Raw genomic sequence first — 14355 nt, 5'->3', positions numbered from 1 at the left:
ACAAGCGCCGCAACGAAATCGAGCGCCTGTTCCGCCGTCTGAAAGGGTTCCGCCGCATCTTCAGCCGCTTCGACAAGCTCGACGTCATGTTCGCGGCCTTCATCCACTTCGCACTGATCGTCGAATCGTTGCGATAGTGTTAACAGGCCCTAGTCAGTCCCAGGCCAGCTCGAACCAGGCCGAGGCGGCCTGGCCGGGCTCGATCACCCGCGGTTCCAGGTTGAAGGCGTCGGCGGGGCCGGTCTGCGGCTCCACGCAGGTGGCGTGCGCCGGCTCGTCGAACACCACCCAGTGCCGGCAGTCCGACGTCAGGCGCAGGCGCCGGCCGTCGCGGTGCAGCACCACCGGCGCCTGGTTGAGGAAGCAGTCGTCCCACGGTCCCGGCGCGGGTGGCACGGTCGGCAGCACGGCGATGCCCTCGGCGTCGCGCGGGTACATGGCGCCGGGTGCGAACTCCAGCCGCTGCGGCTTGCGGAACCAGGGATGCCAGCCCAGCACCACCGGCATGGCCTGCGCCCCGGCGGCCACCTCCAGCTCCAGGCGCAGGCGGCGACCGTCGAGCAGGATGCGCTGGCGCGCGTGGCCGCCGAACGGCCAGCGTGCGTCCTCCGGCAGCGCCAGCGCCAGCTCCAGCCGGTCGGGCGCGTGCGCCACCACCTGCCACGGCAGCACGTAGCCCACGCCGTGGATGGCATGGTCGCCGAGGGTGGCCGGCAGCCGGTACTCGGCGCCGCGGAGGGCGAAACGGCCGCGGCGGATGCGCCCCGCCCAGGGCAGCATCGGATAGCAGCCCCAGGCGATGGCGGCGGTGCTGCCGTGTTCGCCGTGGCCGACCAGCTGCGGCTCGCCGTCCACCGCGATCTGGGCGATGCGGCCGCCGGCCGCCGGCGCCCCCGTCACCGCCAGCGCGCCGGTGCCCAGCTCCAGCAGCGGGCCTGGCGCCAGCGGGTCGGTGGCCAGCATCGTCGGCTCAGCCGCCATAGGGGTGGATGGTGCGGATGCGGCCCTGCTCGTCGTAGTGCAGCTCGGTGACCTTGACCGAACGCAGGTGGGTGACGCCACCGGACAGCACCGAGTCGTGGTAGTACAGCCACCACCTGCCGCCGAACTCGACGATGGAGTGGTGCGTGGTCCAGCCCACCACCGGCTCCAGGATGCGGCCCTGGTACACGAACGGACCGTACGGGTCGTCGGCCACCGCGTAGCACAGGTAGTGGGTGTTGCCGGTGGAGTACGACAGGTAGTAGCGGCCCTGGTACTTGTGCATCCATGGCCCCTCGAAGTAGCGGCGGTCGTGGTCGCCGGCGCGCCGCGGCACGCCGTCCTCGTCCACGATGACCACCTCGCGCGGGGCCTCGGCGAAGTGCTTCATGCCGTGGTCCAGGCGCGCCACGCGCGGGCCCAGCGCCGGCTCGTCCGGCGCCGGCTCGGCATGGGCCGGGTCGTAGCGGTTGTCCCGGTACTTCTGCAGCTGGCCGCCCCACAGACCGCCGAAGTACATGTAGTGCTCGCCGTCGTCGTCGCGGAACACCGCCGGGTCGATCGAGTAGCTGCCCGGGATCGGTTCCGGCTCGGGCCTGAACGGGCCTTCGGGGCGGTCACCCACGGCCACGCCGATCTGGAAGATGCCGTCGGCGCGCTTGGCCGGAAAGTAGAAGTAGTACCTGCCGTCGCGGGTGGCCGCGTCAGGCGCCCACATCTGCCGGTCGGCCCAGGGCACGTCGGCCACGTCCAGGACCACCCCGCAGTCGGTCACCGGGCCGTCCGGGCTGTCCTGGCGCAACACGTGGTAGTCGCGCATCTGGAAGTGGCCGCCGTCGTCGTCGAACGCGGCGCCGGTCTCGATGTCGTGCGAGGGGTAGATGTACAGCCTGCCCTCGAACACGTGCGCCGAGGGGTCGGCGGTGTAGATGTGGGTCACCAGCGGCTGGGCGATGGAGCGGGCCGCCAGCGCCTCGATCTCCTCGCGGGTGTATTCCTTGTCTGCCATGGTCTTGCTCCTCGGGGACGGGTCAGGCCGGCTGGCCGCCGCGGCGGGCGGCCAGGTCGCGCTCGATGCGCGACTCCATCGCCTTGTCGATCTCGTAGAAGAACAGCAGCGCCACGCACAGCAGGAACGGCAGCGAGGCGTACACGCTCACCGCCAGGCGGATGCCGTCCAGGGCGGCGGGCGGCTGCGCGGCCTGGTCGGGCACGTAGCCGTAGTGGGCCAGGATGCCGGCCACCAGCGCGCCGCCCACGCTCAGGCCGACCTTCAGGCCGCACAGGATCGCGGAGAAGATGATGGCGGTGGCGCGGCGGTTGTTCCGCCACTCCGAGTAGTCGGCCACGTCGGCCACCATCGCCCACAGCAGCGGCACGGTGACGCCGTAGAAGAAGCCGTGCAGCACCTGCGCCAGCATGGCCGCGCCCGCGGCCTGCGGCGGGAAGAACCAGAACACCAGCAGGCACAGCGTGGACAGGAACAGGAAGACGCCGAACACGTTGCGCTTGCCGAAGCGGTCGGCCAGCGGCTTGGAGAAGCCGATGCCGACGATCATCAGCACGATGCCCGAGCCGTTGAACAGGCTCAGCGCCGAGGTCGGCGCATCCTCGGGCCAGTGGAAGCCGGCCAGGCCCATGCCCGTCAGGGCGGCGTTGAGGCCTGCGATGAAGCCGTTGAAGCCGATGTTCTCCAGGAAGGCGGCCAGGGCGGCCTCGTCCATGTAGTACTTGAAGTAGTACACGTACATGCCGCCCTTCAGCGCCAGGGTGATGAACACCAGGATGGTGCCGGCCAGCATCACCAGCCAGGGCCGGTTGTGGACCAGGTCGGCCAGGTCCTGGCGGATGCTGGACTTCTGCTCCGGCGCCGGCACCACGCGCTCGCGGGTGGTGAAGAAGGTGGCCAGGAAGAACACGGTGCCGACCACGGCGAACAGCAGCATCGCGTTCTGGAAGCCGCGCACGCGGTCGCCGTCGCCCAGGATCAGCACGATCGGCAGCAGCAGTGCCTGTACGATCAGCTGGGCGATCATCACCGCCACGAAGCGGTAGGACGACAGGCTGTTGCGCTGGGCCATGTTGCCGGTCAGCACGCCGGAGAGGGCGGCGTACGGCAGGTTGTTGGCCGCGTACACCAGCACCAGCAGGGTGTAGGTGACCGCGGCGTAGATGACCTTGCCCCCGGGCCCCAGGTCCGGGGTGGTGAAGGCCAGCAGCGAGAGTACGCCGAAGGGCACCGCGGTCCACAGGATCCACGGCCGGAACTTGCCCCAGCGACTGTGGGTGCGGTCGGCCAGCACCGCCACCAGGGGCGTGAACACGAACGCGCCCAGCAGGCCGACCACGAAGATGATCTGCGCCGCGATGCCGGCGGGGATGCGGTAGACGTCGGTGTAGAAGAACGCCAGGAAGGTGACCAGGGTCTGGAAGATCAGGTTGGCGGCCAGGTCGCCCAGGCTGTAGCCGACCTTTTCCCGTACCGTGAGGATTTCGCTGCTGCTATCGGTCACGTGGCGCTCCGTGGTGGAAGCCTGCGGCCGCCCGCGGCCGCGGATGGTGAACGGCCCGCCCGGTGCCAGGCACCGGAGCGGGCCGCTGGTGGGTCACCTCGTCACGGCGCTCGATCGCCGCTCAGAAGCTGCCGCGGATGCCGACCATGACCGTGGTGCCCGGGTCGTAGAGGTCGTTGACCGCGTTGTCGTGCCAGAAGTTCGAACGGCGCTCCTCGCCGGTCAGGTTAAGCACGTTCAGGGTCAGCTGCGGCTGGCTGCGCACGTTCCTGAGCGTGTAGCTGGCCGACAGGTCGAGCTGGCCGCGGTCCTCGCCGTAGATCTGCGCCGGCCCGATGCCCTGCTGGTTCGGACCGGTGCCGACCGCGCCCTCGGCCCAGCTGTAGGACAGGCGCACCGAGGCGACCGCGTTCTCCCAGTACAGGGTGGCGTTCCACAGCGACGGGGACACGCCGTACACGTTGCCGGCCAGGGCGTCGGCGTCCTTGCCCAGGGTCTTGATGTCCAGGTCGGTGTAGTTGGCCATGAAGCCCAGGCCGTCGAACACGAAGCCCAGCGGCTGCACCCAGATCAGCTCCCAGCCGCGGATCTCCAGCTCGGCGTCGGCGTTGACCTGCTGCTGCACGTTGACCGTGGCCACGTCCGGGCCGCCGCGGCTGTTGAGGGCCTGCTGCTGGGCGTCGGTCAGCGAGTCGAACGGGATGCCGAGGTTGCGGAACGGCATCGTGGTCACGCCCTGGTAGGTGTAGCCCTCGACACGCTTGTTGAACAGGGTCAGGCCGACGAAGCCCTCGGCACCCGTGTACCACTCGCCGCCCAGGTCGAAGTTGGTGGAGATGTACGGGGTCAGGTTCGGGTTGCCCTGGTTGGCCACCTGCGCCGACTGGTCGGTGAAGGTGGTGGCCGGCAGCATCGAGCTCGGGTTCGGGCGGGTCATGGTGCGCGAACCGGACATGCGCAGGACCACGTTGTCGGCCACGTCCCAGGCCGCGCTGAACGAGGGCAGCCACTCGGTGTAGTCGCCCTCGAGGGTCTGCCAGAAGCGCTCGCCGCCGATGGTCACCGGGCCGCTGATCTTCTGGTCGGTGGCCACGTAGCGCACGCCGGCGTTCAGGCGCAGCGCGCGGCCGAGGACGTCGGCCTCGGTGTTGACCTCGATGTACGCGGCCCTGGTCTGCTCCTTGAAGCCGCCGGTGGCGCCGCCGGTGTTCGGGCCGGCCGCCTCGGGCGCCGCGTCGCGGTAGCGGGCGTAGTTGGTGTCGCGCATGAAGCGGTCGAAGTCGACCGTCACGAAGCCGGCCGGCCCCGGCAGGATGTAGCCGGCCAGGTCGGCGTCGGTGACCTGCGAGAACGCGTACGGCTGCCAGTCGCTGCCGGTGTCGCCGAAGCCCTGGATGCGGCGGAAGTTCTCGTCCCAGGCCACGCCCAGCTTGACGTTGTTGCGATCCTCGCCCAGCTGCAGGTCGGCGCGCACGCCGCTGGTCTCGGTCACGCGCTTCTCGTTCTGCGCCCAGACGCGGCCGCCGCCGTCCCAGGTCCAGCCCAGGTTCGGGTCGTTCAGGTCCAGGTCGGTGGTCCAGCGCGGGATGCCCCCGTCGTTGGTGTACTGCAGCGTGGTGAACGGCGAGTTGAACAGGATCGTCGGCGACTCGCGGAACATCCAGCTGCGGCTCATGTTGGCCTGCACGTCCAGCTTCGCGTTGCCGTCGTTGAACCAGAAGGTGCCGCCCGGGGTGATGTGCCAGTACTGCACGTCCTCGCGGTACGGGCGCGCCTCGAGGAAGAACTGGGCGTTGGTGAAGGTGGCGCTGGTGACGACGTTGTTGGCGTCCACCTTCATGTCCAGCGGGATGATGTTGCCGTTGCGGCCGATCAGGTTCAGGTCGATGCGATCGTTGGTGCGGTGCGCCTTGGCGTACAGCACGTCCAGGTAGAAGTTGGCGTTCTCGTTCGGGCGCCACTCGACCGAGCCCAGGAATGCGTCGCGGTCGCGGTCGCCGGACATGTGCACCGGGCGCCCCAGGCGCGGGATCAGCGCCTCGCCGATCTGCTCGATGCTCAGCCCCGGGTTGTTGGCCAGCAGCCAGTCGCGGTCGATGACCTGGCCCGGGGTGAGCCCGGCGCCGAGGGTGGCGGCGTTGTCGGGCACGGTGTCGGGGATGCGCCAACCGTTGCCGCCGTTGCGGTCGCACACGCTGCCGCGCGGCGGGAAGCCCGAGGCGCCGGTGCCGCACTGCACGTTGGTCAGGTTCGGGTTGGTCCAGCCGATGGTCTCAAAGCCTTCCACGCCCAGCCGGCCGCGGGTCGAGGTGACGCCGGCCAGCACGCCGAAGGTGCCTTCGTCGTTGGTCCAGCTGCCGATCACCGAGCCGCGCGGGCTGGTCTTCTCGCTGATGTCGTTGTAGTCGGCCTGCAGCGAGTAGGTCACGTGCCCGCCGGCGCCCAGGTCGAACGGGCGCATGTTGCGCATGTTGACCACGCCCGCGGCGCCGCCCTCGGGCAGGCTGGCCACCGGCGACTTGTACACGGTCAGCTGGTTGAAGAACTCGGTCGGGAAGAGGTTGAGGTCGACCTCGCGGTTCTGGTTGGTCGCGTCCAGGCCGATCGAGGCGGTCGCCACCGACGCGCCGTTGATCGTGGTCTTGGTGAAGCTGTTGCCCAGGCCGCGGATGCCGATGTTCAGCCCTTCGCCGTTGACGTCGCGGGAGAGCTGGATGCCCGGGATGCGGGTCAGCGACTCGGCGATGTTGGTGTCAGGGAACTTGCCGATGTCCTCGGCAAAGATCGAATCGGTGAAACCGGTGGACTCGCGCTTGGCCTCGGTCGAGTACTGCAGGCTCTGGCGGAAGCCGCGGACCACCACGGCGTCCAGCTGCTGGGCCTCCGGTTGCGGCGCGGGCGCGGCGGCCGGGCCGGCGTCCTGGGCGATCGCAGCGCCGCTGGCCATGGCCAGGCACATCAGCCCCAGCGCGCGCGAAAGCTCGGTCTTGCACAGTTTCTTGTTCACCGTACTCCCTCCCGTTTCTGGTGATTCGCCGTAGCGCGGTGATGCCGCGGCGATCCGGTTCAGTTGTCTGTGCTCATTGGTTTTGCTGCATCGCGGCAAAAAAGCCGGTTCTGCGAGCGGCGCGATGGTAGCGCTCCCACATAGGGCACGCAAGACAAGCGCGATCCATGCTGCAGTGCAATGCAAAAAGCGCGCGATTCCACGTGCATACGTCGTATCGGTACCCGTGGACCGGCGCCGAGGGCGCACCGGTTTGGCCCACTTTTCCCACGTGTGTTAATGATAGCGATACCAATGACGGCAACCGGCCCGCGCCGGAGGGGAGCATTCGAAAATGCTGCATCGCAGAATCGAACGCAAGGTGCTGCGGCACAGCACGCGCGGAGCGCAGGCATGAGCGCCGAGCCCGTTCCGGCCGGGAACGTTCCGGCCGCTCGCGTGGGCCGCTACCGCTGGCGCGTGTGCGCCATGCTGCTGGCGGCCACCACCATCAACTACGTGGACCGCCAGGTGCTGGGCGTGCTGGCCCCGTTCCTGCAGGACCACATCGGCTGGAACGAGATCCAGTACGGCTGGATCGTCACCGCGTTCCAGGCCGCCTACGCCATCGGCCTGCTGTGCGCCGGCGCAGTGATCGACCGGCTGGGCACGCGCATCGGCTACGCGCTGGCCATCGGCATCTGGTCGCTGGCGGCGATGGGCCATGCGCTGGCCGCCAGCGTGGCCGGCTTCATCCTGGCGCGCTTCGCCCTGGGCCTGGGCGAGGCCGGCAACTTCCCGGCCGCGGTCAAGACCGTGGCCGAATGGTTCCCGAAGCGGGAGCGAGCCTTCGCGGTGGGCATCTTCAACGCCGGCTCCAACATCGGTGCGATCCTGGCGCCGCTGGTGGTGCCGGTGGTGGCCGCGGCCTGGGGCTGGCAGGCGGCGTTCCTGTGCACCGGCGTGCTCAGCGCCACCTGGCTGGCGCTGTGGCTGGCCCGCTACCGTCCGCCCGAGCAGCAGCCCCGCCTGTCGGCCGCCGAACTGGCCCACATCCGCTCCGACCCACCCGAGCCCACGGTGAAGGTGCCGTGGCTGCGGTTGCTGCGCCACCGCCAGTCCTGGTCGTTCGTGGCCGCCAAGTTCATCACCGACCCGGTGTGGTGGCTGTTCCTGTTCTGGCTGGGCAAGTTCCTGGCTTCCGAGTACGGCCTGTCGCTGGCCACCATCGGCCCGCCGATGATCGCCGTGTACCTGATGGCCGACGTGGGCAGCATCGCCGGTGGCTGGCTGGCGGGCCGCTTCGTGCGCATGGGCTGGAACATGAACCGCGCGCGCAAGGGCGCGATGCTGGTGTGCGCGCTGTGCGTTGCGCCGGTGGCGCTGGTAACCCAGGTCGACAACCTGTGGCTGGCGGTGGGCCTGATCGGCCTGGCCATGGCCGGCCACCAGGGCTGGTCGGCCAACGTGCTGACCCTGCCTTCGGACATGTTCCCGCGCCAGACCGTGGCCTCGGTGGTCGGCATCGGCGGCTTCGCCGGTGCGGAGGGCGGCATGGCCATGTCGCTGTTCACCGGCGCGCAGCTGCAGGCCACCGGCAGCTACGGCACGATCTTCCTGGTCGCCGGCTCGGCCTACGTGGTCGCGCTGCTGGTGGTGCACCTGCTGGCGCCGCGCCTGGAGCCGGCGCGCCTGGACCTGCCGCGCGACCCCGCCCCCTGATCCGCCGGGGCACCATGAACGAACCCGCGGCCGGCGCAAGGCCGCGGCGCTGCAAGAGGCTCGCGATGACCAAGCCCCATCTCGCCCTGCTGCTGGGCGCCCTGTTCCTGCTGCCCTCCGCCGCCCGGGCGCGCGAGGACTGCCGGCCCCCGGCCGCGGTGTGCGCCCCCCGCACCGCCGGCGCGCTGCCGCTGATCGAACGCGGCACGCCGCTGCCGGTGCTGGTGGATGCGGCCGACTTTCCGGCGGTGCGGCTGGCCGCGGCGGCGCTGCGCGAGGACCTGGCCGCGGTGGCCGGCCGCGCCGCCCCGGAGGACGCCACGCCGCGGATGGCCGTCATCGCCGGCACCCTGGGCCACAGCCCGCGCGTGGACCGCATCGTGCGCGAACAGGGCGTGGACACCACGGACGTGGCTGGCACCTGGGAGGCCTACCTGCTGCAGGTGGTGGAGCGGCCGGAGCCGGGCATCGAGCGCGCCCTGCTGGTGGCCGGCGCCGACCGCCGCGGCACCGCCTACGGCCTGTACGAGCTGTCGCGCCGGATCGGCGTCTCGCCCTGGACCTGGTGGGCCGACGTGCCGCCACCGCGACGCGAGGCCCTGTACATCGCCCCCGGCCGCTTCGTCGACGCGCCCAAGGTGCGCTACCGCGGCATCTTCATCAACGACGAGGACCCGGCCCTGGGCGGCTGGAGCAAGGCGACCTTCGGCGGCACCAACCACCAGTTCTACGAGCGCGTGTTCCAGCTGCTGCTGCGCCACAAGGCCAACTTCCTGTGGCCGGCGATGTGGCTGCCGCGCGCCTTCTACGACGACGATCCGAAGAACGCCGAGCTGGCCGACGCCTACGGCGTGGTGATCGGCACCAGCCACCACGAGCCGATGATGCGCGCGCACCACGAATGGGCGCGCTATGGCCAGGGCCCCTGGGACTACCGGCGCAACGCGGAAACGCTGCAGGCGTTCTGGCGCGGCGGCATCGAGCGCCTGCAGGGCCGCGAAGCCGTGGTCACCCTGGGCATGCGCGGCGACGGCGACGAGCCGATGAGCGAGGAGACCGCCACCGCCCTGCTGGAACGGATCGTGGCCGACCAGCGCCGCATCATCGGCGAGGTCACCGGAAAGCCCGTCGAGCAGACCCCGCAGGTGTGGGCTCTCTACAAGGAAGTGCAGGACTACTACGACAAGGGCATGCGCGTGCCCGACGACGTGACCCTGCTGTTCTCCGACGACAACTGGGGCAACATCCGCCGCCTGCCCGACCCGGCCGACAGGCGCCCGGGCGGCTACGGCGTCTACTACCACTTCGACTACGTCGGCGGCCCGCGCAACTACAAGTGGCTCAACAGCACCCAGATCGAGCGCGCCTGGGAGCAGATGCGCCTGGCCTGGGCCCATGGCGTGGAGCGGCTGTGGGTGGTCAACGTCGGCGACATCAAGCCGCTGGAGCTGCCGATCAGCGCCTTCCTCGACCAGGCCTGGGATCCGGACGCGGCCGACCTGGAATGGATCAGGACCTACCCGGCGCGCTGGGCGGCCGAGCAGTTCGGCCCGGCGCATGCGCAGGCCATCGGTGACATCCTCACCCGCTATACCCGGCTCAACGCGCGGCGCAAGCCGGAACTGATCGACGCCGCCACCTGGAGCCTGGTCCACGACCGCGAGGCCGGGCGCGTGCTGTCCGAATGGGATGCGCTGGTGGCGCAGGTGCAGGCACTGGCGCCGAAGATCCCGGCCAGCCATCGCGACGCCTGGTACCAGCTGGTCGAATACCCGGTGCTGGCCAGCGCCAACCTCAACCACCTGCACGTGGCGGTGGCGCGCAACCGGCTCTACGCCGCCCAGGGCCGCGCTTCGGCCAATGCCTGGGCGGACCGGGCGCGCGAACTGTTCGCGCGTGATGCCGAACTGCAGCGCGTGTACGAGCAGGACATCGCCGGCGGCAAGTGGATCCACATGATGAGCCAGCCGCGCATCGGCTACACCCACTGGCAGTCGCCGCCGCGCAACGTGCTGCCGGCGCTGGCCAGCGTCGACGCGCCGGAAAAGGGCGTGACCGGCGTGGCGGTGGAAGGCGATCCGCTGGCCTACCCCGCCCTGCTCAAGGCCCCGCGCCTGCCGGAGCTGGATCCGGTCGCCGCCCCGACCCGCGAGGTGGTGGTGTTCAACCGCGGCCAGGCACCGATTGCCTTCACAGCCACCAGCCGCACGCCTTGGCTGAAGGTGTCCCCGGCCGCCGGCGAAGTGGCCGACGAACAGCCGCTGCGGCTGGAGGTGGACTGGGACGCGCTGCCGGAAGGCCGCCACGAGGGTGTGGTCTACATCCGCGGCCAGGACTGGACCGAAGTGTACGTGACCGTGCCGGTGCACAAGCCGCCACGGCACGCCGGCGCACGCGGTTTCGTCGAGGGCAACGGCGTGGTCGCGATCGAGGCCGAGCACTACGCCCGCGCGGTGCCGCCGCCCGGCGGGCGGTGGCAGGTGATCCCCACCCTGGGCCGCACCCTGTCGGCGGTCGCCGCCTGGCCGGCCACCGGCGAACCGCTGGTGCCCGGCGGCGACGGCGCGCGCCTGGAATACCCGGTGGTGATGCACGAGGACGGCGAGGTCGAGCTGCGCGTGCTGGTCTCGCCGACCCTGGACGTGCGCAACCGCGGCGGCCTGCGCTACGCGGTCTCGGTCAACGACGAGCCGCCGCAACTGGTCAACATCCGCCTGGATCCCAGCCCCGGCGATCCGGACTTCACCGCCTGGGAAGCGGCGGTGATCGACAACGGGCCCGTGGCCCGTTCCCGCCACCGCGTGCACGCCGGCGCCAACACGGTGAAGCTGTGGCTGGTCGATCCTGCGCTGGTGTTCCAGCGCATCGAGCTGGCGCGCCGGCCCCTGCCACCCACCACCCTCGGGCCGGTGGAGAGTGCGCGCCGCTGAGGCCCGCTCCCCGCCCCCGCATCCACGAACCGAAGAGCGTCCCATGAGTACCCCCGGCCGCCCCCTGCACCTGCACGAAGACCGCCTGTTCCCGTCCGACCCGACCCAGCGCGCGATCGCCCGCCGCCTCTACGCCGAGGTCGGCACGCTGCCGATCATCAGCCCGCACGGGCACACCGATCCGGCCTGGTTCGCCGGCAACGCACCCTTCGCCAACGCCACCGAGCTGCTGCTGGTGCCGGACCACTACCTGTTCCGCATGCTCTACAGCCAGGGCATCGGCCTGGACGCGCTGGGCATTCCGCGCGCCGACGGCAGCCGTGCCCCGGTGGACCCGCGCGAGGCCTGGCGCCTGTTCGCCGCGCACTTCCACCTGTTCCGCGGCACGCCCTCCTCGCTGTGGCTCAACCACGTGTTCCACGACGTGTTCGGCCTGCGCGTGCGCCTGGATGCCGATACGGCCGACCACTACTACGACACCATCACCGCCGCGCTGCAGACCGCGGACTTCCGCCCCCGCGCCCTGTTCGAGCGCTTCGGCATCGAGGTGCTGGCCACCACCGAGGGCCCGCTGGACCCGCTGGCCCACCACCAAGCCATCCGCGACAGCGGCTGGAACGGCCGGGTGATCACCGCCTACCGCCCGGACGAGGTGGTGGACCCCGAGTACGAGGCCTTCGCCGACGCGCTGCGCCGCTTCGGCGAGATCACCGGCGAGGACGTGTACACCTGGGACGGCTACCTGCACGCCCACCGCCAGCGCCGCGCCTTCTTCAAGGCCATGGGCGCCACCTCCACCGACCACGGCCACGAGAGCGCGCTGACCGCCAACCTGTCGCGTGCCGAGGCCGAGCGCCTGTTCTCGAGGATCCTCAAGGGCGGCTTCTCACGCGAGGAGGCGGCACTGTTCCGCGGCCAGGTGCTGACCGAGATGGCGGCCATGAGCCTGGACGACGGCCTGGTAATGCAGCTGCACCCGGGCTGCTACCGCAACCACAACCCGCACCTGTTCGCCCGCCACGGCCGCAACGTCGGCGCCGATCTGCCGCTGGCCACCGATTACGTGCACGCGCTCAAGCCGCTGCTGGACCGCTTCGGCAACGAGCCGGGCTTCACCTTCATCCTGTTCACCCTGGACGAGAGCACCTACTCGCGCGAGCTGGGGCCGATGGCCGGACACTACCCGTGCCTCTACCTGGGCCCGGCCTGGTGGTTCCACGACTCGCCCGAGGGCATGTGGCGCTTCCGCGAGCAGACCCTCAGCACGGCCGGCTTCTACAACACCGTCGGCTTCAACGACGACACCCGCGCCTTCCTCTCCATCCCGGCCCGCCACGACGTGGCCCGCCGCATCGACTGCGCGGTGCTGGCCAGGCTGGTGGCCGAGCACCGCATGGACGAGGACGAGGCGGTGGAGACGGCCATCGACCTGGCCTACCGCCTGCCCAAGCGCGCCTACCGGCTGTAGGCGCGCGGCGCGCCCGTCAGGGCCCGGCCTGGGGCAGCGGCCGGGCCAGCAGCAGCAGGCACAGCGTGCCCATCACCAGCGCCACCAGTGCATCGAGGGCGCGCCAGGCGCGCGGGCTGCGGAACACCGGCGCCAGCAGCCGCGAGCCGTAGCCCAGCGCGGTGAACCAGCCCACCGAGGCCAGGCTGGCGCCGGCGGCGAAGGCCCAGCGCCCGCTGCCCGGATAGCGCGTGGACAGGCCGCCCAGCAGCACCATGGTGTCCAGGTATACGTGCGGGTTGAGGAAGGTGAAGGCCAGGCACGCCAGCAGCGTGGCGCGCCGGCCGCCCTCCGCGTCCACGCCCGGCGCCAGCCCGCCCGAGCCCTGCCAGGCGCGGCGCGCGGCCAGCACCGCGTAGGCGCCTAGGAAGGCCGCGCCGCCGAAGCGCAGCGCCTGCAGCAGCACCGGCCATTGCCGCACCAGTGCGCCCATGCCGGCGGTGCCGCAGGCGATCAGGGCCATGTCGCCGAGGACGCAGGTGACCACCACCAGGCCGACATGGCGGCGCAGCAGGCCCTGGCGCAGCACGAACGCGTTCTGCGAGCCGATGGCGACGATCAGGCCGGCACCGGCGGCCAGGCCGGCGGAAGCGGCGGACAACAGCATGCGGCAACCCCGGGACGGAGGGAGGGCGGCCAATGCTGGCCTGCCGCGGTGCTGAAGGCTAGCTAATAATTCTTTCCCGCCCTTAGCGTTTCTTATCCTCCATGGACCTGCTCCACCCGCAGCTGACTGCCTTCGCCGCCGTGCTGGAGGAAGGCAGCTTCGAGGCCGCTGCCCGGCGGCTGTCGATCACGCCCTCGGCGGTGTCGCAGCGGATCCGGGCGCTGGAGGACCGGCTGGGCCAGGTGCTGGTGCTGCGCCAGTCGCCGTGCCGGCCAACCCCGGCCGGCGAGCGCCTGCTGCGCCGGGTGCGGCCGATGCAGGCGCTGGAAGCCGAGGCGCTGGCCGACTTCATGGCCGTCCCCGGCGCGCCGCCGCACGCGGTCCCGGTGGCGGTGAACGAGGACTCGCTGCAGACCTGGTTCCTGCCGGCGCTGGCCGCCCTGCACCGGGACCACGGCTACATCTTCGACGTGCGCGTGGACGACCAGGACCACACCCTGGCGCTGCTGCGCGACGGCAGCGTGCTCGGCGCGGTCACCGGCCAGGCGCGGCCGCTGCAGGGCTGCAACGCGCTGCCGCTGGGCGCCATGCGCTACCACCCCATCGCCTCGCCGGACTTCGCCGCGCGCCACTTCCGCGGCGGGATGGACGCGGAGGCGCTGGCGCGGGCGCCGCTGATCGTGTTCAACCGCAAGGACGAACTGCAGTGGCGCTTCATCCGCCGCATCACCCGCGCGCGGCTGGCGCCGCCGGTGCACTACCTGCCCTCCTCCACCGGCTTCGTCGAGGCGGCGGCGCTGGGCCTGGGCTGGTGCCTGGCGCCGGAATCGCTGATCGGGCCGGCACGCGCGGCCGGCCGCATCGTCATCCCCGATCCGAAGCGCTGGCTCGACGTGCCGCTGTACTGGCAGCACGCGGCGGTGCGCTCGCAACTGCTGGAGCGGCTGGGCCGCGCCCTGCGCCGGGCGGCGGCCGGACACCTGCGCTAGCAGCCTGTTGAAATTCGACCCGGCGAAGCCCCCGACTCGGTCGGCAGCGCGGATTTCTCGCTGCTCAAGCGCTCCGCAAGCGCGTCCCGCGCTCTGAAACAAGCCCGCTTTCGGACTTCC

The 14355-nt window shown here is 71.0% G+C and carries 9 protein-coding genes and 1 pseudogene; 5 read left to right on the top strand and 5 right to left on the bottom strand.

Annotated elements, in window-relative coordinates:
• Positions 1–137: pseudogene (locus tag CR938_RS12075) on the top strand (IS5-like element ISCARN85 family transposase); the annotation flags it as partial.
• Between the two features lie 16 nt (positions 138–153).
• Here CR938_RS12075 and CR938_RS12070 read toward each other — a convergent pair.
• The 4 genes from CR938_RS12070 to CR938_RS12055 all read right to left on the bottom strand — a co-directional run bounded on the left by CR938_RS12070 (position 154) and on the right by CR938_RS12055 (position 6501).
• Entirely contained in the window at positions 154–963 is an 810-nt protein-coding gene (locus CR938_RS12070; RefSeq protein WP_246191081.1) for an aldose epimerase family protein, read from the bottom strand.
• A gap of 7 nt (positions 964–970) precedes the next feature.
• Positions 971–1990, bottom strand: a complete 1020-nt coding sequence (locus CR938_RS12065) for a glycoside hydrolase family 43 protein (RefSeq protein WP_162125252.1) — start codon at positions 1988–1990, stop codon at positions 971–973.
• 22 nt (positions 1991–2012) lie between these two features.
• A complete protein-coding gene (locus CR938_RS12060) occupies positions 2013–3494 on the bottom strand; it encodes an MFS transporter (RefSeq protein ID WP_162125251.1) in 1482 nt (493 codons plus the stop codon).
• A 121-nt stretch (positions 3495–3615) separates the two neighbouring features.
• A complete protein-coding gene (locus CR938_RS12055) occupies positions 3616–6501 on the bottom strand; it encodes a TonB-dependent receptor (protein ID WP_425502450.1) in 2886 nt (961 codons plus the stop codon).
• A 393-nt stretch (positions 6502–6894) separates the two neighbouring features.
• Between CR938_RS12055 and CR938_RS12050 the strand changes: the two genes are divergently transcribed.
• From CR938_RS12050 to uxaC, 3 genes are all read left to right on the top strand, one after another.
• Positions 6895–8202: an MFS transporter gene (locus CR938_RS12050; RefSeq protein ID WP_162125250.1), complete on the top strand. Its 1308-nt coding sequence runs from the start codon at positions 6895–6897 to the stop codon at positions 8200–8202.
• 65 nt (positions 8203–8267) lie between these two features.
• Positions 8268–11132, top strand: a complete 2865-nt coding sequence (locus CR938_RS12045) for a glycosyl hydrolase 115 family protein (RefSeq protein ID WP_162125249.1) — start codon at positions 8268–8270, stop codon at positions 11130–11132.
• 43 nt (positions 11133–11175) lie between these two features.
• The gene (gene uxaC, locus CR938_RS12040; protein WP_162125248.1) at positions 11176–12600 is read left to right on the top strand and encodes a glucuronate isomerase; all 1425 of its coding nucleotides are present in this window, start codon (positions 11176–11178) and stop codon (positions 12598–12600) included.
• Positions 12601–12616: 16 nt separating this feature from the next.
• Here uxaC and CR938_RS12035 read toward each other — a convergent pair whose 3' ends face one another.
• Positions 12617–13246 carry a LysE/ArgO family amino acid transporter gene (locus CR938_RS12035; RefSeq protein WP_162125247.1) on the bottom strand — a complete coding sequence of 210 codons (630 nt, stop codon included), beginning with the start codon at positions 13244–13246 and terminating at the stop codon, positions 12617–12619.
• 101 nt (positions 13247–13347) lie between these two features.
• Here CR938_RS12035 and CR938_RS12030 point away from each other — a divergent pair, with 101 nt between their 5' ends.
• Positions 13348–14235: a LysR family transcriptional regulator ArgP gene (locus CR938_RS12030; RefSeq protein WP_162125246.1), complete on the top strand. Its 888-nt coding sequence runs from the start codon at positions 13348–13350 to the stop codon at positions 14233–14235.
• The last annotated feature ends 120 nt before the right edge of the window (positions 14236–14355 follow it).

Source organism: Pseudoxanthomonas taiwanensis, from assembly GCF_010093135.1.
In the GTDB taxonomy this organism is placed as follows: Bacteria; Pseudomonadota; Gammaproteobacteria; order Xanthomonadales; family Xanthomonadaceae; genus Pseudoxanthomonas; species Pseudoxanthomonas taiwanensis.
The sequence above is the reverse complement of the archived record's forward strand: the minus strand, read 5'-3'. Positions and strand labels throughout refer to the sequence as shown.

Excerpts from the sequence above, each read along its gene's own strand:
- CR938_RS12070 (WP_246191081.1), bottom strand. The coding sequence starts at position 963 with ATGCTGGCCACCGACCCGCTGGCGCCAGGCCCGCTGCTGGAGCTGGGC.
- CR938_RS12065 (WP_162125252.1), bottom strand. The coding sequence starts at position 1,990 with ATGGCAGACAAGGAATACACCCGCGAGGAGATCGAGGCGCTGGCGGCC.
- CR938_RS12050 (WP_162125250.1), top strand. The coding sequence starts at position 6,895 with ATGAGCGCCGAGCCCGTTCCGGCCGGGAACGTTCCGGCCGCTCGCGTG.
- CR938_RS12045 (WP_162125249.1), top strand. The coding sequence starts at position 8,268 with ATGACCAAGCCCCATCTCGCCCTGCTGCTGGGCGCCCTGTTCCTGCTG.
- uxaC (WP_162125248.1), top strand. The coding sequence starts at position 11,176 with ATGAGTACCCCCGGCCGCCCCCTGCACCTGCACGAAGACCGCCTGTTC.
- CR938_RS12035 (WP_162125247.1), bottom strand. The coding sequence starts at position 13,246 with ATGCTGTTGTCCGCCGCTTCCGCCGGCCTGGCCGCCGGTGCCGGCCTG.
- CR938_RS12030 (WP_162125246.1), top strand. The coding sequence starts at position 13,348 with ATGGACCTGCTCCACCCGCAGCTGACTGCCTTCGCCGCCGTGCTGGAG.